At 70.5% G+C, this 23,237-nt stretch carries 23 protein-coding genes; 16 read left to right on the forward strand and 7 right to left on the reverse strand.

Annotated features, from left to right (window positions below):
• Positions 1-207 precede the first annotated feature (207 nt).
• The 5 genes from MRBLWH10_RS00235 to MRBLWH10_RS00255 all read left to right on the forward strand — a co-directional run bounded on the left by MRBLWH10_RS00235 (position 208) and on the right by MRBLWH10_RS00255 (position 5,239).
• Positions 208-654 (forward strand): hypothetical protein, encoded by a 447-nt coding sequence (locus tag MRBLWH10_RS00235; protein ID WP_341941191.1) that lies wholly within the window; start codon positions 208-210, stop codon positions 652-654.
• A gap of 89 nt (positions 655-743) precedes the next feature.
• The gene (locus MRBLWH10_RS00240; RefSeq protein ID WP_341941192.1) at positions 744-2,267 is read left to right on the forward strand and encodes a CoA-acylating methylmalonate-semialdehyde dehydrogenase; all 1,524 of its coding nucleotides are present in this window, start codon (positions 744-746) and stop codon (positions 2,265-2,267) included.
• 59 nt (positions 2,268-2,326) lie between these two features.
• Entirely contained in the window at positions 2,327-3,532 is a 1,206-nt protein-coding gene (locus MRBLWH10_RS00245; protein WP_341941193.1) for an acyl-CoA dehydrogenase family protein, read from the forward strand.
• Positions 3,529-4,416, forward strand: coding sequence for a 3-hydroxyisobutyrate dehydrogenase (gene mmsB, locus MRBLWH10_RS00250; RefSeq protein WP_341941194.1), 888 nt, complete (start codon positions 3,529-3,531; stop codon positions 4,414-4,416). Before MRBLWH10_RS00245 ends, mmsB begins: the two co-directional genes overlap by 4 nt.
• Before the next feature lie 46 nt (positions 4,417-4,462).
• Complete coding sequence (locus tag MRBLWH10_RS00255) at positions 4,463-5,239, forward strand: enoyl-CoA hydratase (protein WP_341941195.1); 777 nt, start codon at positions 4,463-4,465, stop codon at positions 5,237-5,239.
• 4 nt (positions 5,240-5,243) lie between these two features.
• Here MRBLWH10_RS00255 and MRBLWH10_RS00260 read toward each other — a convergent pair whose 3' ends face one another.
• The 3 genes from MRBLWH10_RS00260 to MRBLWH10_RS00270 form a co-directional block, all read right to left on the reverse strand.
• Complete coding sequence (locus MRBLWH10_RS00260; RefSeq protein ID WP_105675209.1) at positions 5,244-5,687, reverse strand: YdeI/OmpD-associated family protein; 444 nt, start codon at positions 5,685-5,687, stop codon at positions 5,244-5,246.
• A gap of 110 nt (positions 5,688-5,797) precedes the next feature.
• Positions 5,798-6,259, reverse strand: a complete 462-nt coding sequence (locus MRBLWH10_RS00265) for an SRPBCC family protein (RefSeq protein ID WP_341941196.1) — start codon at positions 6,257-6,259, stop codon at positions 5,798-5,800.
• A 1-nt stretch (position 6,260) separates the two neighbouring features.
• Positions 6,261-6,797 (reverse strand): MarR family transcriptional regulator, encoded by a 537-nt coding sequence (locus tag MRBLWH10_RS00270; protein WP_105675088.1) that lies wholly within the window; start codon positions 6,795-6,797, stop codon positions 6,261-6,263.
• A gap of 101 nt (positions 6,798-6,898) precedes the next feature.
• On the opposite strand from MRBLWH10_RS00270, the gene MRBLWH10_RS00275 reads away from it, so the two are divergent.
• The 3 genes from MRBLWH10_RS00275 (at position 6,899) to MRBLWH10_RS00285 (ending at position 10,510) form a co-directional block, all read left to right on the forward strand.
• The gene (locus tag MRBLWH10_RS00275; RefSeq protein WP_105675090.1) at positions 6,899-7,675 is read left to right on the forward strand and encodes an electron transfer flavoprotein subunit beta/FixA family protein; all 777 of its coding nucleotides are present in this window, start codon (positions 6,899-6,901) and stop codon (positions 7,673-7,675) included.
• A gap of 1 nt (position 7,676) precedes the next feature.
• Positions 7,677-8,651, forward strand: coding sequence for an electron transfer flavoprotein subunit alpha/FixB family protein (locus MRBLWH10_RS00280; RefSeq protein WP_105675092.1), 975 nt, complete (start codon positions 7,677-7,679; stop codon positions 8,649-8,651).
• A 425-nt stretch (positions 8,652-9,076) separates the two neighbouring features.
• Complete coding sequence (locus MRBLWH10_RS00285; protein WP_341941197.1) at positions 9,077-10,510, forward strand: cytochrome b/b6 domain-containing protein; 1,434 nt, start codon at positions 9,077-9,079, stop codon at positions 10,508-10,510.
• A gap of 404 nt (positions 10,511-10,914) precedes the next feature.
• On the opposite strand, the gene MRBLWH10_RS00290 is transcribed toward MRBLWH10_RS00285, so the two are convergent.
• On the reverse strand, positions 10,915-11,421 hold the full coding sequence (locus MRBLWH10_RS00290) for a GNAT family N-acetyltransferase (protein WP_341941198.1): 507 nt from the start codon (positions 11,419-11,421) through the stop codon (positions 10,915-10,917).
• A 130-nt stretch (positions 11,422-11,551) separates the two neighbouring features.
• On the opposite strand from MRBLWH10_RS00290, the gene MRBLWH10_RS00295 reads away from it, so the two are divergent.
• Positions 11,552-12,112, forward strand: coding sequence for an acyl-CoA thioesterase (locus tag MRBLWH10_RS00295; protein WP_341941199.1), 561 nt, complete (start codon positions 11,552-11,554; stop codon positions 12,110-12,112).
• 78 nt (positions 12,113-12,190) lie between these two features.
• Positions 12,191-13,588, forward strand: coding sequence for a hypothetical protein (locus MRBLWH10_RS00300; protein WP_341941200.1), 1,398 nt, complete (start codon positions 12,191-12,193; stop codon positions 13,586-13,588).
• Here the strand turns inward: MRBLWH10_RS00300 and MRBLWH10_RS00305 are convergent.
• The 3 genes from MRBLWH10_RS00305 to MRBLWH10_RS00315 are packed head-to-tail and all read right to left on the reverse strand — an operon-like array spanning position 13,543 to position 15,436.
• Complete coding sequence (locus tag MRBLWH10_RS00305) at positions 13,543-14,205, reverse strand: hypothetical protein (protein WP_341941201.1); 663 nt, start codon at positions 14,203-14,205, stop codon at positions 13,543-13,545. The two genes, MRBLWH10_RS00300 and MRBLWH10_RS00305, sit on opposite strands and share 46 nt — an antisense overlap.
• Positions 14,202-14,747, reverse strand: coding sequence for a hypothetical protein (locus MRBLWH10_RS00310; protein WP_341941202.1), 546 nt, complete (start codon positions 14,745-14,747; stop codon positions 14,202-14,204). Before MRBLWH10_RS00310 ends, MRBLWH10_RS00305 begins: the two co-directional genes overlap by 4 nt.
• Positions 14,748-14,758: 11 nt before the next feature.
• Positions 14,759-15,436 carry a hypothetical protein gene (locus MRBLWH10_RS00315; protein WP_341941203.1) on the reverse strand — a complete coding sequence of 226 codons (678 nt, stop codon included), beginning with the start codon at positions 15,434-15,436 and terminating at the stop codon, positions 14,759-14,761.
• 146 nt (positions 15,437-15,582) lie between these two features.
• Between MRBLWH10_RS00315 and MRBLWH10_RS00320 the strand changes: the two genes are divergently transcribed.
• From MRBLWH10_RS00320 to rocD, 6 genes are all read left to right on the forward strand, one after another.
• Positions 15,583-19,227: a proline dehydrogenase family protein gene (locus MRBLWH10_RS00320; RefSeq protein WP_341941204.1), complete on the forward strand. Its 3,645-nt coding sequence runs from the start codon at positions 15,583-15,585 to the stop codon at positions 19,225-19,227.
• Positions 19,228-19,329: 102 nt separating this feature from the next.
• Positions 19,330-19,776, forward strand: coding sequence for a hypothetical protein (locus tag MRBLWH10_RS00325; protein WP_341941205.1), 447 nt, complete (start codon positions 19,330-19,332; stop codon positions 19,774-19,776).
• The gene (locus tag MRBLWH10_RS00330; protein WP_105675110.1) at positions 19,776-20,000 is read left to right on the forward strand and encodes a helix-turn-helix transcriptional regulator; all 225 of its coding nucleotides are present in this window, start codon (positions 19,776-19,778) and stop codon (positions 19,998-20,000) included. The genes MRBLWH10_RS00325 and MRBLWH10_RS00330 overlap by 1 nt, the downstream gene beginning before the upstream one ends.
• On the forward strand, positions 19,993-20,988 hold the full coding sequence (locus tag MRBLWH10_RS00335; protein WP_341941206.1) for an NAD(P)-dependent alcohol dehydrogenase: 996 nt from the start codon (positions 19,993-19,995) through the stop codon (positions 20,986-20,988). Before MRBLWH10_RS00330 ends, MRBLWH10_RS00335 begins: the two co-directional genes overlap by 8 nt.
• Positions 20,989-21,160: 172 nt before the next feature.
• Positions 21,161-22,021: a dimethylargininase gene (gene ddaH / locus MRBLWH10_RS00340; protein WP_341941207.1), complete on the forward strand. Its 861-nt coding sequence runs from the start codon at positions 21,161-21,163 to the stop codon at positions 22,019-22,021.
• Positions 22,018-23,217 carry an ornithine--oxo-acid transaminase gene (gene rocD, locus MRBLWH10_RS00345; RefSeq protein WP_341941208.1) on the forward strand — a complete coding sequence of 400 codons (1,200 nt, stop codon included), beginning with the start codon at positions 22,018-22,020 and terminating at the stop codon, positions 23,215-23,217. The genes ddaH and rocD overlap by 4 nt, the downstream gene beginning before the upstream one ends.
• Positions 23,218-23,237: the final 20 nt, after the last annotated feature.

Raw genomic sequence — 23,237 nt, forward strand, 5'->3', positions numbered from 1 at the left:
CCCGCCCCGCCGCCGAGTGCACGGGTTGCCGCCGAGTGCACGGGTCGTCCACGTCGACGACCCGTGCACTCGGCGCGATGCGGTGCACTCGGCGGCCGGCCCTCTGTTCGTCCCCAGGGGGTGGTGGGGGAGAAGTTGTCCACGGTGCCGCGGAAGTCCGGGGGATGCCGCGGAACGAGGGGTGGCGATCGCGCCAGTATCAGGGGCATGACCGATCAGAACACCCCCAAGAACGACCGCCCGCTGCGCGATGACGACGACCTCCGCGCCCTCCTCGAAAGAACGCTCGAACGCGCCAGTCGGCGCCAGGTGTGGCTCATGTTCATCGATGCGCGCGGATGCCTCGGTGAGCCCCTCATCCCGATGGAGGGGTATCCCGAAGATCCGAACGCGCTGACGCGCACGGAGGATCTCGGCGAGCTCACCGAGGCCCAGCTGCTCGTGCAGCGCGCGGACCTCCTGCGCGAGGTGACCTCCAGCGAGTCCGTCGTCATCGTCTGGGAGCGCATCGGCCCGCCGGTCGTTGGCGTCGACGACCGCGAGTGGGCGCGGGCGATGCGCGATGCGGCGTTCGCGCTCAGGGTGCCGCTGCGTGCGCAGTTCATCCTGCACGACCGGGGAGTGCGTCTGCTCCACCTCGACGACATCCTGTGAGCGACAGTTACAAGGACGTCCTAGTAAATATCCGGAGACCCGAGTAACATCGACAATGTGCCAACGAAGGCGCGAAGGGATGTCACACAATGACTCGTACCATTCCGCATTTTGTAGGCGGATCGCTTCTCACCCCTGAAGACGGGCGCTTCGCCGACGTGTTCGATCCGAGCACGGGAGCAGTGCAGGCCAGGGTGCCGCTCGCCTCCACCGACGAGGTGCGCAACGTGATCGCCGATGCTGAGGCTGCTCAGGTCGGATGGGCGGCGACGAATCCGCAGAAGCGCGCCCGTGTGCTGCTGCGCTTCCTCGACCTCGTGCAGCGCGAGATGCAGTCGCTCGCGGAGCTGCTCGCCAGAGAGCACGGCAAGACGGTCGACGACGCGAAGGGCGACATCCAGCGCGGACTCGAGGTCATCGAGTTCGCCGCAGGGGCGCCGCACCTCCTGAAGGGCGAGTACTCCACGGGCGCCGGCGCGGGGATCGACGTGTACTCGATGCGCCAGCCCCTCGGCGTCGTGGCTGCGATCACTCCGTTCAACTTCCCCGCGATGATCCCGCTGTGGAAGGCGGGTCCCGCCCTCGCCGCAGGCAACGCCGTCGTCCTCAAGCCCAGCGAGCGCGACCCGTCCGTGCCGGTGCGTCTCGCCGAGCTGTTCCTGGAGGCGGGTCTCCCCGCCGGAGTCCTCAACGTCGTCCACGGCGACAAGGAGGCGGTCGACACGCTGCTGACCGATGACCGCATCCGTGCCGTCGGCTTCGTCGGCTCGACGCCGATCGCCGAGTACATCTACGCGACCGCCGCCGCCCACGGCAAGAGGGCCCAGTGCTTCGGCGGAGCGAAGAACCACATGATCGTGATGCCGGATGCCGACCTCGATCAGGCCGTCGACGCGCTGATCGGCGCAGGATACGGCTCCGCGGGCGAGCGCTGCATGGCGATCTCCGTCGCGGTGCCTGTGGGGCAGGAGACGGCGGATGCTCTCGCCGCGAAGCTCACCGAACGCGTCGCACAGCTCCGCATCGGCCCCTCCCTCGCAGCCGACGTCGACTACGGCCCGCTTGTCACGCGGGCCGCGGTCGAGCGAGTCGCGGGCTACATCCAGCAGGGCGTCGACGAGGGCGCCACGCTCCTCGCCGACGGTCGCGGCTTCACGGTCCCCGGCCACGAGGAGGGCTTCTACCTCGGTCCGACCCTGTTCGACCACGTCACGACCGACATGGCGATCTACCGCGAGGAGATCTTCGGCCCCGTGCTCGTGATCGCCCGTGCGGCGGACTATGAGGAGGCGCTCCGCATGGCGAACGAGCACGAGTACGGCAACGGCGTCGCGATCTTCACGCGCGACGGCGACTCCGCGCGTGACTTCGCGGCGCGAGTCGACGTCGGCATGGTCGGCGTCAACGTGCCGATCCCCGTGCCGATCGCCTACTTCACGTTCGGCGGCTGGAAGCGCAGCGGTTTCGGAGACCTCAACCAGCACGGTGCCGATGCGTTCCGCTTCTACACGAAGACCAAGACGGTGACGAGCCGCTGGCCCAGCGGGATCCGCCAGTCGGGCGCCGAGCAACCAGCAGAGGGTGCGAGCTTCGTCATCCCGACCATGCACTGAGCAGCGACTGCCCCACCATGCGCTGAGCAGCGACTGCCCCCATCCCACAAGGAGTCCCCATGACACTCACCACCGTCACCACCACCGCCGAGGAGCGCGAGGCGATCCTCGACGCCGTCCGCGAGTTCGCCGACACCGAGCTGGCCCCATACGCCCTCGAGCGGGACGAGAAGCACCTGTTCCCGCGTGAGAGCCTCGGCCGCGCCGGCGAGCTCGGACTCGGCGGCATCTACGTGCGCGAGGAGTTCGGCGGCACGGGGCTCAGCCGCACCGACACCGTCGCGATCTTCGAAGAGCTCGCGAAGGCCGATCCCGCGGTCGCGGCCTACATCTCGATCCACAACATGGTCGTCTGGATGATCGACACCTACGGCGACGACGCCCAGAGGGGCGAGTGGCTTCCCGCGCTCACCGCGATGGAGCAGTTCGGCGGGTACTGCCTCACCGAGCCGGGAGCGGGATCGGATGCCGCGAACATCGCCACCAGCGCGGTCCGCGACGGCGACGCCTACGTGCTCACCGGCGTCAAGCAGTTCATCTCCGGAGCAGGCGAGGCGGGCGTGTACGTCGTCATGGCGCGCACCGGCGAACCCGGGGCCCGCGGCATCAGCGCCTTCCTCGTGGCGGGCGACGCCGAAGGACTGAGCTTCGGCGCACCCGAGAAGAAGATGGGCTGGCACGCGCAGCCCACGCGCCAGGTCATCTTCGACGGGGTGCGGGTGCCGGCCTCGGCCATGCTGGGCGACGAGGGCAAGGGCTTCGCGATCGCGATGTCCGCCCTCAACGGAGGTCGGCTGAACATCGCCGCCTGCTCCCTCGGCGGAGCGCAGTGGGCGCTCGACCGGGCTGTGCAGTACGTGCACGAGCGTGTGGCGTTCGGCGAGCCGCTCGCCGAGAAGCAGTCGATCCTCTTCGCCATCGCCGACATGCGCACCGACCTGCAGGCCGCGCGGCTCATGGTCCGCGACGGAGCTCAGGCCGTCGACGAGCACGCGCCCGACGCCACGATGCGCTGCGCCATGGCCAAGCGCTTCGCCACCGACGCCGGCTTCGACGTCGCCAACAGGGCCCTTCAACTGCACGGCGGGTACGGGTACCTTCAGGACTACGGGATCGAGAAGGTCGTCCGTGATCTGCGGGTGCACCAGATCCTGGAAGGGACGAACGAGATCATGAGACTCATCGTCGGGCGGGAGATGCTGCGCCCCGCAGGGTCGGCCTCGCTTCAGCGCAGCGGCGGAAGCCAGACGCGGAGCGCGTCATGAGCAGGGTCGCCTTCCTCGGGCTGGGGCACATGGGCCTCCCGATGGCCGTCAACCTCGTGAAGGCCGGGCACGAGGTGCACGGCTTCGACCTGGTGCCTGCGGCCATCGACGCCGCGCGGGCCGCCGGCATCCCGGTCGCCGCGAGCGGATCGGATGCCGTCGCCGATGCGGATGTCGTCATCACGATGTTCCCCGCCGGACGCCACGTGATCTCCGCCTACCAGGACGAGCTGCTGGCCGCGGCGCGCCCCGGCACACTGTTCATCGAGTCCTCGACGATCGCGGTCGACGAGGCTCGCACGGCCCACGAGCTCGCGATCGCCGCGGGGCACCGCAACGTCGACGCGCCCGTGTCGGGCGGAGTGGTCGGCGCGGAGAACGGCACCCTCGCCTTCATGGTGGGAGGGGCCGACGAGGACTTCGCTGCGGCGCTCCCTCTGCTCGAGGCGATGGGCAGGCGGATCGTGCACTGCGGAGGGCCGGGACTCGGCCAGGCCGCGAAGGTGTGCAACAACATGGTCCTCGCGGTCTCGCAGATCGCCGTGGCGGAGGCCTTCGTGCTGGGCGAGCGGCTGGGCCTCGAGCATCAGGCCCTGTTCGACGTGGTCTCCCAGGCCTCCGGCCAGTGCTGGTCGATCACGACCAACTGCCCCGTGCCGGGCCCGGTTCCGACGAGCCCCGCCAACCGCGACTATCAGCCGGGGTTCGCGGGGGCGCTCATGGCCAAGGACCTCGGGCTCGCGCTGCAGGCCATCGAGCAGACATCCACCGACGCGAAGATGGGCAGGCTCGCGCAGCAGCTGTACGCGGCCTTCGCCGAGGGAGACGGCGCGACGCGCGACTTCTCCGGCATCATCACCGACATCCGCGACGATCGCGTCTGAGGACGCGGGACATACTGAGAAGACCACGACGGAGAGGGCCTTCACGATGACCGAGTACGAGACGATCCTGGTCGAGCAGCGCGGAAGGGTCGGCTGGATCACGCTGAACCGCCCGCAGGCGCTCAACGCTCTGAACAGCCGCCTCGCCGAGGAGGTCACGGCGGCGGCCGTCGCCTTCGACGCCGACGAGGGCGTGGGCACCATCGTCCTGACCGGCTCCGAGAAGGCGTTCGCCGCCGGAGCCGACATCAAGGAGATGGAGGCGATGTCGGCCGCCGAGATGCTCGAGACCGACCACTTCGGCATCTGGTACGACTTCGCCGCGGTGCGCACCCCGGTGATCGCCGCGGTGTCCGGCTTCGCCCTCGGCGGGGGCTGCGAGCTGGCGATGATGTGCGACATCATCCTCGCCGCCGACACCGCGAAGTTCGGTCAGCCCGAGATCAATCTCGGCGTCATCCCCGGCATGGGCGGCACGCAGCGGCTGATCCGCGCGGTCGGCTACTACAAGGCGGCGGAGCTCGTGCTCACCGGGCGCTTCATGGGCGCCGAGGAGGCGGAGCGCTCCGGTCTCGTGTCGCGCGTCGTGCCGGCATCCGACCTGCTCACCGAGGCCGAGAAGCTGGCCGAGACCATCGCGTCGAAGTCGCTGCCATCGGTCTACGCCGCGAAGGCCGCCCTGGACGCCGCGATGGAGACGACACTCGCCGAAGGACTCGCGCACGAGAAGGCCGCGTTCGCCGCGCTGTTCGACACGGAGGACCAGAAGGAGGGCATGTCGGCCTTCCGGGAGAAGCGTGCGCCCGACTTCCGGAACAGGTGAGCTCTCAGCCGCGCATCGCCTCGACGACCTTGGCGATGCGGCGGTCGCGCGTGGCCTCCTGCTTCGCCTCGGCGACGGAGCGGGCATGCTCCTTGCGGTGCGTGTAGGGGAGCTTCTCGAAGGCGGCGCGCAGGGCGGGCTCCGCGTCGAGGGCGGCCGTGAGCTCGGGAGGCTCTTCGACCGTGCGCTCGGCGGTGTCCACGGCGATGACGGCGTCGACCTCCTGGTCGATCTCGACGCCGAGCTCGGCGCGCGTGGCCTTGCTGAAGCCGATCATGTTCTTCCCGCCCATGCGGGAGAGACGCAGACGGGCGGTCCGCCCGCCGATCGTGACGGCGACGGGGAAAGCCTTGCCCGCGCCGAAGGCGGCGACCTGCTCATCGGTGAGCACGATGGCAGCCGCGGGCCCGGACCCCGCGAGGACGGTGTGCAGGTGCAGTTCGGTCATCCCGACAGCGTACGCCCGGGCGGTGCGCGCGGTCACGCCGAGGCAGCCCCGGTGCGGGGTCGTCCGGACCTCGGCATCGGATGCACCGCGCCCCGTGCCCCGGGCGGCCGTCACTCCGGCGGCGTCGCCTCGATCTCGGAGGCGGGCAGGTCGTTGCGCTCGGAGATCAGCCGCCGCATGTACTCGCGCATGAACAGGCGGTCGACGATCCGGCCGATCGGGCCGAACGGGGAGCGGAACGTGATCGTGTCGCGCATCAGCGTGCCCCGCGGATGCTCCTCGAACACATGCTCGTGGAGGAAGTCCCTGAAGGGCCCCGACAGCTGTCGGTCGCTGAAGCCATGCGGAGGGTCGATGTCGAACACGACGGATCGCAGCCGGAAAGGGATGCCGAAGTGCCGCGCCCGCCAGGTGACCGTCGATCCCTCGGTGAAGGCTCCGCCCGCGGGCGCCTCGACCATCGTCTCCCCGTATCGCGCCATCGAGCGCACGTGCAGGCCGGGGTCGAGGGAGGCCGCGAACACGGCAGACGGCGGCGCCGCGATCACCCGTTCGAGCACGAACGCCGCCATGTCAGAGCGGTTCGGGCTGGGGGCGCGGGTCGGTGAAGTCGCCCGCGGCCTTGCGCATGCGCGCGACGATCGCGACGAGCTCCGCGGCGTCGTCGGCGCTGAGGCCGGGGTTCGCGAACACGTCGGCGTTCAGGGCAGTGGTCGCGCGATCGACGAGGTCGCGCCCGGCCGGCGTGAGCGCGAGGAGCGCGGCCCTGCCGTCGTGCGGATGCGGCTCGCGGATCACGAGACCGTCGCGGACCAGACGCTCGGACGTGCTCGTGATCGTCGTCGCGTGCACCTGGAGACGGGCCACCACGCTCGACAGCGGCAGACGCCCTGCGCGGCTGAACGCGAGCAGCCGCAGCACCTCGTAGCGCGCGAAGGACAGCGAGAAGGGCTTGAGCGCGGCGTCGACGCGGGCGAGCAGCAACTGCTGCGCACGCATCACCGAGGTGACGACGGTCATCCCGTCTGCGGCATCCGACCACCCGTGCGCGAGCCACTGCCGCTTCGCCTCGGCGAGCGGATCCACGGGCAACGGGCGGGACGGGGTCACAGGTTCTACGGTAGGCCATCGGATGCTCTGAGTCTCAGTTGCAGAAAAGTTGGCACTCAGTTTCAAGGGACTAGAATCGAGCCAGTCGTGAGGAGCAATCGATGAAGATCTTCGTCCTGGTCAAAGAGGTGCCGGACACCTATGGCGATCGCAAGCTGAATCTCGAGACGGGTCTGGCCGACCGCGCCGCCGGAGACGTGGTGCTCGATGAGATCACGGAGCGCGCGCTCGAGGTCGCACTGAGCTACGCCGACAAGAACGAGGGCACCGAGGTGGTCGCCCTCTCGATGGCGCCCGAGGGGTCCACGGCATCCGTCCGTCGCGCGCTCGCGATCGGTGCCGCATCCGCCGTGCACGTCGCCGACGAGCAGCTCGCCGGCGCCGACCTCACCTTGACCGCCGAGGTGCTGGCCGCCGCGATCCGTCGCGGAGAGCCCGACCTCGTCATCACCGGCAACCTCTCGACCGACGGCTCGGGCGGTGTGATCCCGGCGATGCTCGCGGAGCACCTGGGCTGGGCGCAGGCGACCGCGCTCTCCTCGGTGGAGATCAGCGCGGATGCCGTCGCGGGCACGCGGGCGGCCGACGCGGGATCCCAGCCGGTGTCGGCGAGCCTGCCGGCGGTGATCTCGATCACGGAAGCACTGCCGGATGCGCGCTTCCCGAACTTCAAGGGCATCATGGCGGCGAAGAAGAAGCCGCTCGAGGTGCTCTCCCTCGCAGACCTCGGCGTCTCCGCCGACCCGTCCCTCGCGCCGCGGACCATCATGACGACGGTCGCGGAGAAGCCCCCGCGCGCAGCGGGCGTGAAGATCGTCGATGAGGGAGACGCCGCCGACAAGCTGGTGGAGTACCTCGTGCAGAACAGGCTGGTGTGAGATGAGCTCGTCCGAGAACCCGATCCTCGTCCTCGTGGACGTCGACCCCGCAGGAGACGTCGCGTCCAGCACCGCTGCGCTGATCGGCGCGGCATCGACCATCGGCAGGCCGGTCGCGCTGATCGTCGGCGGCTCTGCGGATGCCGCGGAGCAGGCCGCCCAGGCCGGCGCGGCGGAGATCATCTCCGAGGAGGGCGACGCCGCGCTGCTCACCGTGCCGATCGTCGACGCGCTCCAGCGGGCATACGAGCGGGTGCGGCCGGATGCCGTGCTCATCTCGAACTCGATCGCCGGCCGCGATGTCGCCGGCCGTTTCGCCGTGCGTGCGAAGCTCGCGCTCTCAGTCGACGCGGTCGGCGTCTCCCGTGACGACGAGGGCATCGTCGCACACCACTCCGTCTACGGCGGCGCCTACCTGACCGACTCCGCCCCGACCTTCGGGACTCCTGTCATCACCGTGCGGCAGGGCGCGATCGACGCACGCGCGGAGCGCATCGACGACGCCGTGTTCACGGGGGCCACCGGAGCATTCCCGGTGAGCGGAGTCGCCGCGACCGCCGGGACGATCGACGCCGTCGAGCAGGCGTCCTCGCGCCCGGAGCTCCGCGGCGCCGCACGCGTCGTGTCGGGCGGACGCGGGCTCGCGTCGAAGGAGAAGTTCGTGCTCGTCGAAGAGCTCGCCGATGCGCTCGGTGCAGCCGTGGGCGCATCCAGGGCCGCCGTCGATGCGGGGTACATCCCGCAGTCGCACCAGGTCGGCCAGACCGGCGTCTCGGTGTCGCCGCAGCTCTACGTCGCGCTCGGCATCTCCGGCGCCATCCAGCACCGCGCGGGCATGCAGACCTCGAAGACGATCGTCGCGATCAACAAGGACGCCGAGGCTCCCATCTTCGACGTCGCCGACTTCGGCATCGTGGGCGACCTGTTCACCATCGTGCCGCAGGTCATCGCCGCTCTCGAGGCGCGGAAGAAGTAGGCATGGCCACGCTGCGACGCGGACTCCCGCGGGTACCGGGCGGAGAGCCCTGGCCTCCCGCGGGTGTGAGCGACGGCGCCGATGCGGAGGCGATGGCGGATGCTGCGACGGATCCGGGTGCGGAGTCCGGAGCTGCGGCGCAGGCGAGTGTTTCGGGCGCCGCCGCGGGCGCATCGGGAGACGCGGCGGCCGCTTCGGGAGATGCGGCTGTCGGTTCCGGTGTTTCGGCTGTTGCGTCGGTCGAGTGGGCAGAACGAGACGAGGCGCGCGCTGCCAATTCGGCCGCCGCTGCCTCTGTCGCCGCTGCTGCCTCCGCCGCTGCGGTTCGCATCCGTCGCGGACTCCCGCGTGTGCCGGGCGGTGAGCCGTGGCCCCCGGCGGATGTCGCGCCGAACACTTCGTCTACCGCCTCAACCGTCGCGCCGATGGACTCCTCGTCTGTCGCGCCGTCGTCCGTCTCGTCCGTCGCGCCGACCACCGTCCCGAGCGCGGTCGCAGCACCGGAGCGGGCGCAGTCGTCCGAGTCGGCGCCCGACGGAGCGCGCGCATCGACGGGGCCGTCCGCGCAGAGCGAGGGCGCGACTGCCGACGGCGTCATGCGCCGAGGACTTCCGAGAACCGCGGGTGGCGAGCCCTGGCCGCCGGCGGGACTCGTGCCGGCAGCCGTGTCGCCGGTCGGAGCGACGACTCAGGCCGGGGCGCCATCCTCGCCCGATGACCGGGCGACCGCCGCGCCGTCTGCCCCCGGCGGTCTGGGCGTCGACTCCGCATCTGCGGCGGCATCCGTCTCTGCGGCATCCGCCCTCGGCGACGGGGGCACCGTCTCCGCGGCATCCGCTGTCGCTCCGTTCGCGGCATCCGCCGTCGTGCCTGGCGCCGACCTCAGCGTCCCCCTGCGGGGCGCGCGCACGGTGTGGAACGGCAGTGCGCCCCGGCATCTCCCTGCCGCACCGGCATCCGACCGCCGTCGTCCGACGTGGACGCAGGGGATCGCCGCGCTCATGGCCGCCGCCGGTCTCGGAGTGCTGGCCGGTGCCGCCGTCGCTCTCGTCCGGACGCTGTTGAGCCTGGATCCGCTGCAGGACTTCCTCGCGGCCTTCCCCGGGGAGTATGCGCCGGCGGTGCACGTGGAGCCGGGCTTCGCGCCGTGGATCGGATGGCAGCACTTCTTCAACATGTTCCTGATGGTGCTGATCATCCGATCGGGGCTCACCATCCGGCGCGAGAAGCGGCCGACCGCGTTCTGGACACCCAAGAACAACCCGAAGGGCAAGGTCAGCCTGACGATCTGGTTCCACCAGGCCCTCGACATCCTGTGGCTCGTCAACGGCGTGATCTTCGTCGTCCTGCTGTTCGTCACCGGGCACTGGGCGCGGATCGTGCCGACGAGCTGGGAGGTCTTCCCGAACGCGCTGTCGGCGGCTCTGCAGTACGTCTCGTTCAACTGGCCGCACGAGAACGGCTGGAACAACTACAACAGCCTGCAGCAGCTGGCCTACTTCGTCACCGTTTTCCTCGCGGCGCCGCTGGCCGCGGTCACTGGGTTCCGGATGTCGGGGCTGTGGCCGAAGAAGGCGGAGCGGCTGTCGAAGGCCTACCCGATCGAGTGGGCCCGCGCCGTGCACTTCCCGGTGATGCTGTACTTCGTGCTGTTCATCATCGCGCACGTCGCACTGGTGTTCCTCACCGGCTTCCTCGCGAACCTCAACCACATGTTCGCGTCTTCTGACGCGGTCACGTGGACGGGTTTCTGGGTGTTCGTCGCGGCCGTCGCCGTGATCGCCGCCGGCTGGGCAGCCGCCCGCCCGCTGGTGATCGCCCCGATCGCCAAGCTCTTCGGGACCGTCTCCGGCCGCTGAGTCGCGCGGGCTCCGCATCGCCCGCTGAGTCGCGCGGGTTCTGCGCCGCCCCTGGGCCGTGCGGGTTACGCGCTACCTCCTGGTCGCGCGGGTTCCGCGCTGTCCCTGGGGCGTGCGGGCTCCGCGCCGCCGAACCCTGAGGCGAGGGTTCTACGTTCACAACTCCTCATGAACCGGGTGATCCGGCGCAGATCCGGCCGTGTGGGCGGCTCGCGGGCCGATCTGTGCGGAGTTGTGAACGCGGTGCTGCTCGGCCGTGCTCCAGAACCCCGGAGATCTGCCGCGTGCGGATGCAGAAGAGGCCGCCATCCGTGGATGGCGACCTCTTCTCCGGAGTTCTGGAGCCGACGGAGCGGCTCAGCTCGAGCAGGTCAGCCCGAGAGAGCGGCTCAGCCGAAGAGGGCTCAGCGCGTGAAGCGGACCTCGGTCAGCGTCTCGCCGAGGAACGGCTCGGTGTGGCTGGCGCCGTCGAGGGTGAAGCCGTTGCGGGTGTAGAAGCGGTGCGCGCGGGGGTTGTCCTCGGCGACCCAGAGGTACAGCGGCTCGTCCTTCTCGACGGCGGCGTCGAACAGCTTCTGTCCGATGCCGGTGCCGTGGTACGCGTCGAGCAGGTAGATGAAGTAGAGCTCGCGGAACGCCGGAGCATCCTTGTCGCGGGCGGGACCCGAACCGACGAAGCCGACGATCTCGCCATCGACGAGGGCCGCGTTCATCTTGAACTCCGGCCCCTGCGAGGCCCAGTGCGTCCACAGCTCGGCCATGCGGCGGGGCGACACCTTCTCGAGGGCGGCCTTGCTGATCAGGTGGTCGTAGGTCTCGTGCCAGCACTGCGCGTGCACGCGGCCTAGGGCTTCCGCATCCACGTCGCGGACCGGACGAACGGAGATCTGGGGCTGGGCTTCGGCGCTCATGCCGCGACTCTACGCGCGGCGTCGGCGAACCGGAAATCGAGTGGATGTCGTCAACAGGGCATCCGACGCCGATGGAGGATCCGTACAACGATGTTCGCGGATCGTTCGCGAATGGCTACGATCGGACATCGTGAACGTGATCTGGCGCACCCTCCTCGTGATCCTCGGCGCCCGCCGCCGCGTGCGGCAGGGCAAGACCCTCGAACCGTCTGCCGTCGGCACCATCCGTCTGACGACGCTGCCGACCGACATCGACATCCTCCGCCACATGAACAACGGCCGTTACCTGTCGCTGTTCGACCTCGGACGCTGGGACCAGCTGATCCGCACCGGCCTCTTCGACGCCATGAAGGAGCGCGGCTGGTACGCCGTCGTGTCGAGCGAGACGATCACCTTCCGCAAGTCGCTGCAGTTGTGGCAGCGGTTCGAGGTGCAGTCGCGCTTCATCGGCCACGACGACAAGGCCGTGTTCATGGAGCACCGCGCCGTCGTCGACGGCGAGATCTACGCGAGGGCGATCGTGAGGGCCCGGATGCTGCGTCGCACCGGCGGCACGGTCAGCAACGAGGAGCTGTTCGCCGCGGTCGGCAAGCCCGAGGGCGTGCCGGAGATCGACGAGTGGGTGCACGACTGGGCCGCGGCATCCGCTCTCCCGCCGGTGCGCAAGAGCGCGCCGAGCCTCTGGACCTGAGAACGGATCGCTCGGCCCGGAGGGGGATGCAGCGACGCGACCTCGCCCGGTGTCGGTGCGACGCGCTATTTTGGGGGCGTGGGGGACATTCTGACGACCGCCGGCCGGGTGCTGTGGCGGCACTGGCCGGCGATGCTCGCGTGGTATCTCGGCGGCATCCTCGTGCATTACGTCATCCTCCAGTTCGCCGGTTTCGTCGGCGCCTACACGGCGACCGTCGGGTTCCTCGTGCTGCCCGTCGCGATTCTCGCGAAGCTCATCAGCTACGTCGCCATGTTCCTCGTGCTGCGCGACGGCCTGCGCAATCTGCAGGAGGTCGCTCCTCTGCCGGAGTCCCCGGCCGAGCGGCGGCGCACGTTCCTCTCGGCGCTGCTCGCCGGCATCCTCCCCTTCTTCGCGGTGTACTGGGCGCAGAAGCTCCTGCGGGACGACGTGATCGACTACTCGGCTCGCGCGCTGCAGGTGCGCGACGGTCTTCGATGGGTGGCCGCGGCGAACGGCGACGGGCCGCTGAGCAGCGAGGACTCCGTGCAGAACCTCCCGTTCAACGTGTGGACCGTCTCGATCATCGTGCTCGCCTTCGCCGGCCGCTGGGCGTGGTCGAAGTGGTCGGACCGGCTCGCCGCGTGGCTCTCGCCGGTCGCGGTGTACTTCGAGGTCGTCTGGGTCTTCTTCTCGGTGATCCTGCTCGGCGATCTCTTCGAGTCCGTCCGCGCGTGGGTGGACGGCCGCGCCGTGATGGTGCTCCTCGACGACATGCGCGAGCAGATCCTCGCCGCGGTCGCGCCGCTGCGCTGGCTGTGGGACGGCATCGGCTGGGTGCTCTCGGAGGCAGGGCCGGTGCTGCTCGCGCCGCTCGCGTGGCTGACCATCGCCGGCGTCGTGTTCGGCCAGGCGATCGTCGCGGAGAAGCTGCGCGTGGAGAGCGAGCTGATCACCCGCATCCGCGAGCACGCGAAGGCCATCCCCAACCCGCTGGTGCGTCGGCTGAAGGATCTGGGCGATGAGCTCGGCGCCCGGTTCCGCCCCATCGGCCGCGCTCTCCTGTTGATGTGGCGGGCGGGCCCCGTGCTCGTGGCCTCCTATGCGCTTCTCTTCGTGGCGGTGAAGGCGCTGGGCTCCTACCTCGACCTGGGCGTCACCCGTCTGATCGGACCGCACGAGTTCGATTTCTGGTCGATCGCGCTGCCGGTGGCCACGCTCATCCCGATGCTGATCGTCGAGCCGCTGCGGATCGCGGTGATCAGCGGGGCCTACGACGCCACGCTGGGCCGGCTGCGCCGCAGGCAGCAGGACCTCCGGTCGGAAGGGACCACGTCGGAGGAGGCGGAGATCCGTGCGGTGGCGGATGCGGCGGGTCTTCTGCCGAGTTCTGCGGATGCCGTCGCCGCGGCGGTCGTGTCGGCATCCGACCGCGACGTCCTCGGGGGTCAGGGGTCGATCGAGAACCTCAGGAACGTCCCGCCGGAGTCCTGAGGCCAGACGTCCAGCCAGAACGGGCCCTCCACGTCATCGGGGAGGACGAACGGCGCGATGAGCTCGTAGTCGCCGAGCTCGTCCGACGAGCAGAACTCGGGTTCGTCGGCGTTGTCGGGGACGCCGATCTCCGATCTCTGCAGCGCCCACTGCCGCCCCGACGACTGCTGCGTCAGAGTGGGGCGCCGACACGACACCCCCTCCGGACCGGGCTCGACGGGGACCGCTGCGGCGATGACCCGCGTGCCGTCGGGGACGTCCAGACCGCTGAGATCTTCGATGACCGCGCTGCGCACGGGGCCGAAGGACGCGCCCGCCAGCTCGGCGCTGTCATCCTCCGCCACGATGATCGGGTCGACGGGGCGCGCGCCGAAGTCGTAGATCAGGTGCCAGTGCTGCCATCCGACGGCGAACAGCGTCGCGGGCAGGAGCACCGCGGTCGCGGCGAGGCCCAGTCGGTTGCGCCGCCACCACGAGGGCGACGCCGCCGATACGGGGCGAGCCGCATCGCCTGCGGGATCCGCGGATGGCGTGGGGACCGGGGGAATGCCCGACGGTGCGGGAGCCCCGGAGTTCGCGGAGGAGGAAGAAGGTCGGGGCGGTTCGGGGATCGTCATCGCGCCCAGCCGTTCTCTTCGAAGGAGACCTCGGGCTCGAAGGGCAGGTCGGAGAGGTCGATGCCCATCTCGATCACACCGTCGAGAACGGGGGTCCCCAGCCCGAGCCGGAGCGTCGCGTGCTCCGTCCATGCGTCGTCGGGGAGCTGGAAGGCGAGGCTCCCCGAGCGCGGTACCCCGGTCACGAGAGCCTGGTTGAGGAACGTCGTCCCGCGCTCGGTCGCGGTGAACGTGCGGTCCCCGACGACCAGCGTCGCGGTGCGGAGCGACGCCGCCTCCTGGGTCACCTGCGCCGCGGCCTCGAGGTCGATCACGAGCCAGTCGCCGTCTGCCGACCAGCCCGTGGCATCGGTCACGGAGCGTGCGGCGTGCACATCTGTCACCGTGGTGACGAGGTTGCGGGCGGATGCCGCCTCGCCGAGCGTCGCCGTGGTCACGAACGGCTCCTGAGCGGCGTCGACCGGGAGGGTGGCCTTCACGATCACCCAGGCGCCGGCCAGCAGCACCGCGGTGAGCAGCCACGGCAGGATCTTCGACCCCACGGCATCCGACCTCACGGCGCGCTCACCTGCTCGACGGTCGCGGTCATCGTCGCGCCGACGCGGGGGTCCTCCCAGAGGTCCGTTCCGCGCAGCACGTTGTCGCCGACCCGGTGCGTCGACGCCGGCAGCGTCAGCGTCACGGCGTCGCCGTCGTGGAAGTCATCGGGGCCGACGCTCCAGGCCAGCAGCAGCCGAACGGGGACGTCGGGCTGCAGCGTCGTGGCCGTGCCGCCGTCGTCGGCGTAGGTGAGGAACGGGGCGTCCTCCAGCTCGCCGACCCGGATGGCGCCCGCAGACCCCTCGTCGAACTCGCTGCCCGAGGCCAAGCGCGGCTTCTCGAACCTGTTCGTGACATCGACCGTCACGACCAGGACCTTCTCGCCGCTCTCCGGATCGGGATAGATGGCGGTATTGCCCTGGTCATCGCGCAGCTCGACACCGACGACCGACAGCTCGAGATCCGAGCCGGTGTAGAGGTCTCCCACGGCGAGTTCGGGAACGGGGGCGACGGGTGCGGTCGCGAGCCCTCCGAACGCGGCGGTCGTGGTGAGCAGCACGGCGCCGGCGCCCGTGATCAGCCATCCGGTGGGGATGAGGTCGACGGTGCGCCGCGCCCACCCAAGCACCTTCGCCCTGGCGCTCGCGTTCGCGCGCGCCTCGGCGGCTCCTGACGCCTTCTCTTCCCCCACGCAGACAGCATAGAACGGTCATCGGCGCTCGATCGTGGCCCCTTTGCGGAGACCGCGCGGTTTATCGCCTCGACGCGGCCGGACCGTCCGGGAAACGCGCCACCGTCCGACCGGGTTGCCGCCCCTGCCGCGCCTAGGCTGAAGCCATGCCAGAGCCGTTGTCGTCCGATTCCCCCACGCTCGCCGAGCGGGCGGTGGAGCTCGCGCGGCGATGGGTGTCCGAAGCCGCGGCGGCGGACGTCGATCCCGCGGCCGAGCGCCTCGCCGGCGTCCTGCAGGACGCGAACGGGCTCCCGTTCACCCTCGGCTTCGTCGACGGCGTGATGAGGCCGGAGAGCCTCGGCGCCGCGGCTTCCCGACTGCACCGGATCGCGCCCCTCGTGCCCGAGTTCCTGCCCTGGTATCTGCGCGGAGCCGTGCGCGTCGGCGGCGGCGTCGCTCCGATCCTCCCGTCGCCGGTGGTGCCGATCGCCCGGCGGATGCTGCGCGACATGGTGGGTCATCTCGTGGTGGACGCCCGGCCGGCGAGACTCGGGGCCGCGGTCGCGCGCATCCGCGAGACCGGCGCGAGGCTCAACCTCAACCTGCTCGGCGAGGCGGTGCTCGGCGAGACGGAGGCGAAGCGGCGGCTCGACGGCATCCACGAGCTGATCCGCCGTGATGATGTGGACTACGTCTCGGTGAAGGTGTCGTCGATCATCAGCCACATCTCCATGTGGGCGTTCGACGAGGTCGTCGACAGCGTGGTCGAGCGTCTGCTGCCCCTCTACCTCACGGCGTCCGCCGACGGCACGTTCATCAACCTCGACATGGAGGAGTACCGCGACCTCGACCTCACCATCGCGGTGTTCACGCGCATCCTGGAGGAGCCGCGCTTGAAGGGGCTGCAGGCCGGGATCGTCCTGCAGACCTATCTGCCCGATGCCCTCCCCGCTCTGCAGGAGCTCAGCGCCTGGGCGCAGGACAGGGTGCTGCACGGCGGCGCGGCCATCAAGGTGCGCCTCGTGAAGGGCGCCAATCTCGCCATGGAGCGCGTGGACGCGACCATGCACGGCTGGACGCCCGCGACCTACGACACCAAGCTCGACACCGACGCGAACTACCTGCGCTGCCTGGACTGGGCGCTGCACCCCGACCGCACCCACGCTGTGCGGATCGGCGTCGCCGGGCACAACCTCTTCGGCATCGCCCACGCGTGGCTGCTTGCGGGGGAGCGCGGCGTGCGAGACGGCGTCGAGTTCGAGATGCTGCTCGGCATGGCGCAGGGGCAGGTGCAGGCCGTGTCGCGCGAGGTCGGACCGGTGCTGCTGTACGTCCCCGTCGTGAAGCCCGCCGAGTTCGACGTCGCGATCAGCTACCTGGTCCGCCGTCTCGAGGAGAACGCGTCGTCGGACAACTTCCTCTCCGCCGCGTTCCGCCTCGACGAGGACCCGGCGCTCTTCGACCGCGAACGGGATCGCTTCCTCGATGCGCTGCGCCGTTCGACGTCGCCGACGTTGCGGACCGGTCCGCGGCGCTCGCAGAACCGCCTCTCTCCCGTGCACGAGTCGGCGCGGCCCGCACCGGCCGCTCCCCGCGAGGAGGAGGAGCTGACCAAGGCGGTGCTCGGCATCACCCGGGGCTCGGACGATGAGGCCTTCCTCGAGACCGCCGTCTACTCCGACCGGGAGCTGGCCGCCGCGGAGGTCGGTGCGGATGCCGGCGGAGCCCCCGGCTTCGTGAACACCGCGGACAGCGACCCCTCCCTGCCGGCCAACCGCGACTGGGCGCGCTCCGTGATCGGCCGCATCGGCTCCACGGAGCACGCCGTTCCTCCTCGAGTCAGCGACCCCGATGAGCTCGATCGCGTGATCGCCGGGGTGCAGGAGGCCGGTGCGCGCTGGGGGTCGCGGTCGGCGGCGGAACGCGCCGAGGTCCTGCTGCGTGCCGCGGCCGCTCTGGAGGGGCGTCGGGGCGAGCTCATCGAGATCGCGGCATCCGAGACCGGCAAGGTCTTCGCCGAGGGCGACGTCGAGGTCAGCGAGGCGGTCGACTTCGCCCGCTACTACGCCGCCAAGGCCAGGGAGCTGGATGCCGTCTCCGGCGCCGCCTTCGAGCCCGCTCGCGTGACGGTCGTCACGCCCCCGTGGAACTTCCCCCTCGCGATCCCGGCCGGGGGAGTGCTCGCCGCGCTCGCCGCGGGCTCCGGTGTCGTCTTCAAGCCGGCGCCGCAGGCCCGCCGCTGCGCCGCCGCCATCGCCGAGGTGCTGTGGCAGGTGGGGGTGCCGCGCGACGCGCTCGCCCTCATCGACATCGACGAGGACGGTCTCGGTCAGCGGCTCATCGCGCACGAGGCCGTCGACCGCGTCATCCTCACCGGGTCGTGGGAGACCGCCGCCCTGTTCCGATCGTGGCGCCCCGACCTGCCGCTGCTCGCCGAGACGAGCGGCAAGAACGCGATGATCATCACCCCATCGGCCGATCTCGATCAGGCGGCATCCGACCTGGTCCGCAGCGCCTTCGGGCACGCGGGGCAGAAGTGCTCGGCGGCATCCCTCGCGATCCTCGTCGGTCCCGTGGGGCGGTCGAAGCGGTTCGCGCGGCAGCTGGCGGATGCCGCGCGGTCGCTGCACGTCGGCTGGCCGTCCGACCCGCTCGCCGAGGTCGGTCCGGTGATCGAGAAGCCGCAGGGCAAGCTGGCCTGGGCGCTGAGCGAACTGGAGGCCGACGAGGAATGGCTGATCCGCCCCCGGCTGGTCGGCGGAGATCCGTCCGGGAGGCTGTGGAGCCCCGGCATCCGGGTCGGCGTGCAGCCGGGCTCGCGCTTCCACCGGGAGGAGTTCTTCGGGCCGGTGCTCGGCGTCATGCACGCGCCGACGCTGGAGAAGGCGATCGAGCTGCAGAACGCGGTCGCCTACGGCCTCACCGCCGGGCTGCACACGCAGGACCCCGACGATCTCGCGCTGTGGCTGGACCGAGTCGAGGCGGGCAACCTCTACGTCAATCGAGGCATCACCGGCGCGATCGTGCAACGGCAGCCCTTCGGCGGCTGGAAGCGCTCGTCGGTCGGACCCGGTGCCAAGGCGGGAGGCCCGAACTACCTCATCGGCCTCGGCTCCTGGCGTGCTCAGCAGGCGGGCGCCGTGTCGAGCACACTCCACCTCCGCGGTCTCGACGCCCGGATCACTGCTCTCATCGAGGCCGCCCAGCCGTCGCTCGACTACGAGGCCTTCGAGTGGCTGCGGCGAGCGGCGCTGTCCGACGCCCTCGCCTGGGATCGCGAGTTCGGCAGGGTGCGCGACGTGTCGAGGCTCGGCGTCGAGCGCAACCTGTTCCGCTACCGCCCGGTGCCCGTCGCGATCAGGGCGACGGGGGATGCCGGATGGCAGGAGCTGCTGCGGGTCGTCATCGCCGCGGTGCGTGCGGGGGCCGGCTTCACCCTGTCGACCCCGGTGGGCCTGCCGTCGGCCGTTCGTCACGCCCTGGGCGACCTCGGCGCGGTCGTGTTCATGGAGACCGACGAGGAGTGGATCGAGCGGATGAGGGTGCGCGATGCGACGGAGGCGGACCCGTTCGCCGACGCGGCGCCGCGCCCCGACCGCGTGCGGCTCGTCGGGCAGCGCGCGTCGGTGGCGGCGCTTCATCGAGCGCTGGCCGTCGCCGTGGAGGGCGACCCCGACCTCGCGGTCTACGCCGGCGAGGTCACGTCTGCCGGTCGCATCGAGCTGCTCACGTTCGTGCACGAGCAGTCCATCACGATCACCGCGCACCGCTACGGCAACCCCGACTCCACGTTCAGCGACGTCATCTGAGCCTCCGCCTTCGAGGCTGAGCGGAGAGGCAACGGTGGGAGTGTAAAGAATTCTTGACATGGGGTGGGAGGGCGGCGTACGCTCATGTCAAGAATCTTTTACATGGAGGCTGACATGGTCTATCACGAGCGCTTCGCCTGGTCGGGGCTCATCACCTCGGTCGTCACGATGGTCGCCTATGTCGTGCTCGTGCTGCGGGATGCCGCGGGCGGACCTCTGGAGCAGGTCGACTGGCTCCCGCTGATGCTGTGGACCATCGGCGGCGGCATCGTGCTCAGCATCGTGCTCACGATCGCGTGGGGCCTCATCGGCAGCCGCGGCGATCGCGAGTCGGCGATGGCGTCGGACATCCGCGACCGCGACATCAGCCAGCTGGGCGGACGGGTCGAACAGGGCTTCGTCACGATCGCCGGGCTCGGCGTGATCGCCCTCTGCGCGGTCGGAGCCGACGTGTTCTGGATCGCCAACACGATGTTCGCGGGCTTCGCGATCGCGGCGTTCGTCGGCGGCATCGCCAGGGTGGTCGCCTACCGCAGGGGGCTCGTCTGATGGTCAAGCCGACGCTGGTGTCCAACAGCATCCGCTCTCATCGCGAGGCTGCGGGGTTCACGCAGGCCGAGCTCGCCCGCACGGTCGGCGTGACGCGGCAGACCCTCATCGCGATCGAACAGCAGAAGTACTCCCCGACTCTCGAGCTGGCGTTCCAGATCGCACGCGCGTTCGGCGTCGGGCTCGACGAACTCTTCCAGTACCCGGAGGTGCGCAATGACTGAATCGATGAGGGCCTGGCGTCGTGAGACGTACGGGCCGGCCGCGGGCGTGGCGCTGGAGCAGGTGCCGATCCCCGAGCCCGGCGCCGGCGAGGTGCTGCTTCGTGCGCGTGCGACGTCCCTCAACGCGGGCGACGTGCGGCTCCTGCTCGGAGATCCGCTCCTGGTGCGTCCGGTGTTCGGGCTCACCCGCCCGAAGTATCCGATCCGCGGGATGGATGCCGTGGGCGAGGTCGTCGCGGCGGGCCCCGGTGTCATCGGCGTCGAAGTCGGCGACGTCGTCCTGGGCGAGATGCAGGGCGGCGGAGGGCTCGGGGAGTACGTGAGCGTTCCGGCCACCCGGGTGCAGCCGCTGCCGCCGGGGATCGACGAACGCATCGCGGTCACGCTCCCGGTCGCCGGTGGCACCGCGTGGCAGGCGCTCGACCTCGCCGGGGTGGGCCTCGGCGAACGCCCCGCGCGGGTGCTGATCATCGGCGCCTCGGGCGGGGTCGGCACCTTCGCCGTGCAGTTCGCCGCCCTGCGCGGCGCCGAGGTGTGGGCCAGCTGCTCCGAGCGCAACGCGTCGTTCGTGCAGGGCCTCGGAGCGGTGCGGACTCTCGATCACCGTCGCGAGCCGCTCTCGGCGATCCCCGGCGGCCACTTCGACGCGGTCGTCGACATCGCCGGAGGCATCGACCTGCGCGACCTGCAGCGGCTCGTCGCGCGCGACGGCGTGATCGTGCTCGTCACCGGAGACGGAGGTCACGTGATGGGGCCGATCCCGCGCATGATCAGGGCGGCCCTGCTGTCGATCGGGTCGGGGCCGCGCATCCGCTCGCTCGCGGCGAGCAACCGTCCGGAGGTGCTCACGAAGATGCTCGAACTGCTGGCCGCCGGACGCTTCGCGCCCGTGATCGCGCAGGAGTACGACTTCGTGGATGCCGGTGCGGCGCTGGAGCGGCTCGAAGCGGGGCACGTCGTGGGCAAGCTCGTGGTCCGCGGCTCCTGAGCCGCGGGCGGCCGCGGCATCCCTGGCGACGCCCAGCCAGCGGTGACAGAATGGATGCTGGCGTGCCCGAGTCGCATCTTCCCCGGGCGCCGACTCTGACAGAGCGGCGTGGGTCGAAGGACCGCCGGGCCCCTGGACAGCGTCCGCCGCACCTGTGTCCCCAAGGAGCACCATGTCGACGCCTGAGACCGCCGTCACGTCCACTCGCACCGCGCATCACCGCCGCTACCTGATGTGCAAGCCGGAGCACTTCACGGTGAACTACTCGATCAACCCGTGGATGGAGCCGGCCAACCCGACCGACACGGCCAAGGCCGTCGCGCAGTGGCAGAAGCTGTACGACCTCTACATCGAGCTCGGCCACGAGGTGGAGCTCATCGAGCCGCTCCCCGGCTACCCCGACATGGTCTACACCGCCAACGGCGGCTTCCTCATCGGCGGACGCGCGTACGTGCCCTCGTTCTACTACGAGCAGCGCCAGGGCGAGTCCCCCGCGTTCGCCGACTGGTTCCGCGCGCACGGCTTCGACACCGTGATGCCGAAGGAGATCAACGAGGGCGAGGGCGACTTCCTGCTCGCGGGCGATGTGATCCTCGCCGGCACCGGTTTCCGCTCCGCCGGCGACAGCCACCGTGAGGTGAGCGAGGTCTTCGGCCGCGAGGTCGTGACGCTGACCCTCGTCGACCCGCGCTTCTACCACCTCGACACCGCGCTCACCGTGCTCGACCCCGTGGTCGACGAAGGACGGACCGCTGGTATCGCGTACCTGCCGCACGCCTTCGACGAGGCCTCGCAGAAGGTGCTCGCCGAGCGCTTCCCCGACGCCATCCTGGTCTCCGACGAGGACGGCGCCGTCTTCGGGCTGAACTCGGCCAGCGACGGCTACAACGTCGTCATCTCGCCGCGGGCGAAGGGCTTCGAGAAGCAGCTGCGCGAGCGCGGCTACAACCCGATCCTCATCGACCTGTCCGAGCTGCTGCTCGGCGGCGGCGGCATCAAGTGCTGCACCCTCGAACTGCGCGGTGCCGAGTGACCTCCGCGGGCGTCGACGTCGCGGCCGAGCCGCACGTCGCGCACAACTACCACCCGCTGCCCGTCAACATCGCCCGCGGTGAGGGCGCCTGGGTGACGGACGTCGAGGGCAAGCGCTACCTCGATCTGCTGGCGGCCTACTCCGCGGTGAACTTCGGGCACCGGCATCCGGCCCTCGTCGCCGCGCTCACCGAGCAGCTCGGCAGGGTCACGCTCACGAGCCGCGCGTTCATGAGCGATCGGCTCGAGCCGTTCGCCGCGGCGCTCGCGAAGCTCGCGGGCAAGGACATGGTCCTGCCGATGAACACCGGGGCCGAGGCGGTGGAGACCGGCATCAAGGTCGCACGCGCCTGGGGCTACCGGGTCAAGGGCATCGCCGACGGGCGGGCCCGGATCATCGTCGCGGCGGGCAACTTCCACGGTCGCACCACCACGATCGTGAGCTTCAGCGACGACGAGTCGGCGCGCGAGGGCTTCGGCCCGTACACGCCCGGCTTCGACGTCGTCCCGTACGGAGATGCGGATGCCGTGGCCGCCGCGATCACGCCGGACACCGCCGCCGTGCTGATCGAGCCGATCCAGGGCGAGGCGGGAGTCGTCATCCCGCCGGAGGGCTACCTCCGACGCATCCGCGAGATCTGCGATGAGAACAACGTGCTGTTCATCGCCGACGAGATCCAGGCCGGTCTCGGCCGCGTGGGCGAGACGTTCGCGTGCGACCGCGAGGAGGTCGTGCCCGACCTGTACCTGCTCGGCAAGGCGCTCGGCGGCGGCATCCTTCCGGTCTCGGCTGTCGTCGGGAACGCCGACGTGCTGGGCGTCATCCAGCCCGGCGAGCACGGCTCGACCTTCGGCGGCAACCCGCTCGCGGCGGCAGTCGGGCTCCGCGTCGTCGAGATGCTCGAGTCGGGTGAGTTCCAGGAGCGCGCCCGCGCTCTCGGCGCCCACCTCGCGCAGGCCCTCGAGCCGCTGATCGGGCACGGCGTCACCGCGGTGCGCATCGCGGGCCTGTGGGCCGGCGTCGACATCGACCCCGCTCGCGGAACGGGTCGTGAGATCTCCGAGAAGCTGATGCACCGCGGCGTGCTCGTGAAGGACACGCACGGCCAGACGATCCGCATCGCACCGCCCCTGGTGATCCGCGCGACGGAGCTCGACTGGGCCGTCGAGCAGCTCCGTCTCGTGCTCGGCGAGTAGTCCATCGCATCGAACCGCTC

The organism is Microbacterium sp. LWH10-1.2 (genome assembly GCF_038397765.1).
Lineage (GTDB): Bacteria > Actinomycetota > Actinomycetes > Actinomycetales > Microbacteriaceae > Microbacterium > Microbacterium natoriense.

Coding starts and splice junctions, on each gene's coding strand:
- MRBLWH10_RS00235 (WP_341941191.1), top strand. CDS start 208: ATGACCGATCAGAACACCCCCAAGAACGACCGCCCGCTGCGCGATGAC.
- MRBLWH10_RS00240 (WP_341941192.1), top strand. CDS start 744: ATGACTCGTACCATTCCGCATTTTGTAGGCGGATCGCTTCTCACCCCT.
- MRBLWH10_RS00245 (WP_341941193.1), top strand. CDS start 2,327: ATGACACTCACCACCGTCACCACCACCGCCGAGGAGCGCGAGGCGATC.
- mmsB (WP_341941194.1), top strand. CDS start 3,529: ATGAGCAGGGTCGCCTTCCTCGGGCTGGGGCACATGGGCCTCCCGATG.
- MRBLWH10_RS00255 (WP_341941195.1), top strand. CDS start 4,463: ATGACCGAGTACGAGACGATCCTGGTCGAGCAGCGCGGAAGGGTCGGC.
- MRBLWH10_RS00260 (WP_105675209.1), bottom strand. CDS start 5,687: ATGACCGAACTGCACCTGCACACCGTCCTCGCGGGGTCCGGGCCCGCG.
- MRBLWH10_RS00265 (WP_341941196.1), bottom strand. CDS start 6,259: ATGGCGGCGTTCGTGCTCGAACGGGTGATCGCGGCGCCGCCGTCTGCC.
- MRBLWH10_RS00275 (WP_105675090.1), top strand. CDS start 6,899: ATGAAGATCTTCGTCCTGGTCAAAGAGGTGCCGGACACCTATGGCGAT.
- MRBLWH10_RS00280 (WP_105675092.1), top strand. CDS start 7,677: ATGAGCTCGTCCGAGAACCCGATCCTCGTCCTCGTGGACGTCGACCCC.
- MRBLWH10_RS00285 (WP_341941197.1), top strand. CDS start 9,077: ATGGACTCCTCGTCTGTCGCGCCGTCGTCCGTCTCGTCCGTCGCGCCG.
- MRBLWH10_RS00290 (WP_341941198.1), bottom strand. CDS start 11,421: ATGAGCGCCGAAGCCCAGCCCCAGATCTCCGTTCGTCCGGTCCGCGAC.
- MRBLWH10_RS00305 (WP_341941201.1), bottom strand. CDS start 14,205: ATGACGATCCCCGAACCGCCCCGACCTTCTTCCTCCTCCGCGAACTCC.
- MRBLWH10_RS00320 (WP_341941204.1), top strand. CDS start 15,583: ATGCCAGAGCCGTTGTCGTCCGATTCCCCCACGCTCGCCGAGCGGGCG.
- MRBLWH10_RS00325 (WP_341941205.1), top strand. CDS start 19,330: ATGGAGGCTGACATGGTCTATCACGAGCGCTTCGCCTGGTCGGGGCTC.
- MRBLWH10_RS00330 (WP_105675110.1), top strand. CDS start 19,776: ATGGTCAAGCCGACGCTGGTGTCCAACAGCATCCGCTCTCATCGCGAG.
- MRBLWH10_RS00335 (WP_341941206.1), top strand. CDS start 19,993: ATGACTGAATCGATGAGGGCCTGGCGTCGTGAGACGTACGGGCCGGCC.
- ddaH (WP_341941207.1), top strand. CDS start 21,161: ATGTCGACGCCTGAGACCGCCGTCACGTCCACTCGCACCGCGCATCAC.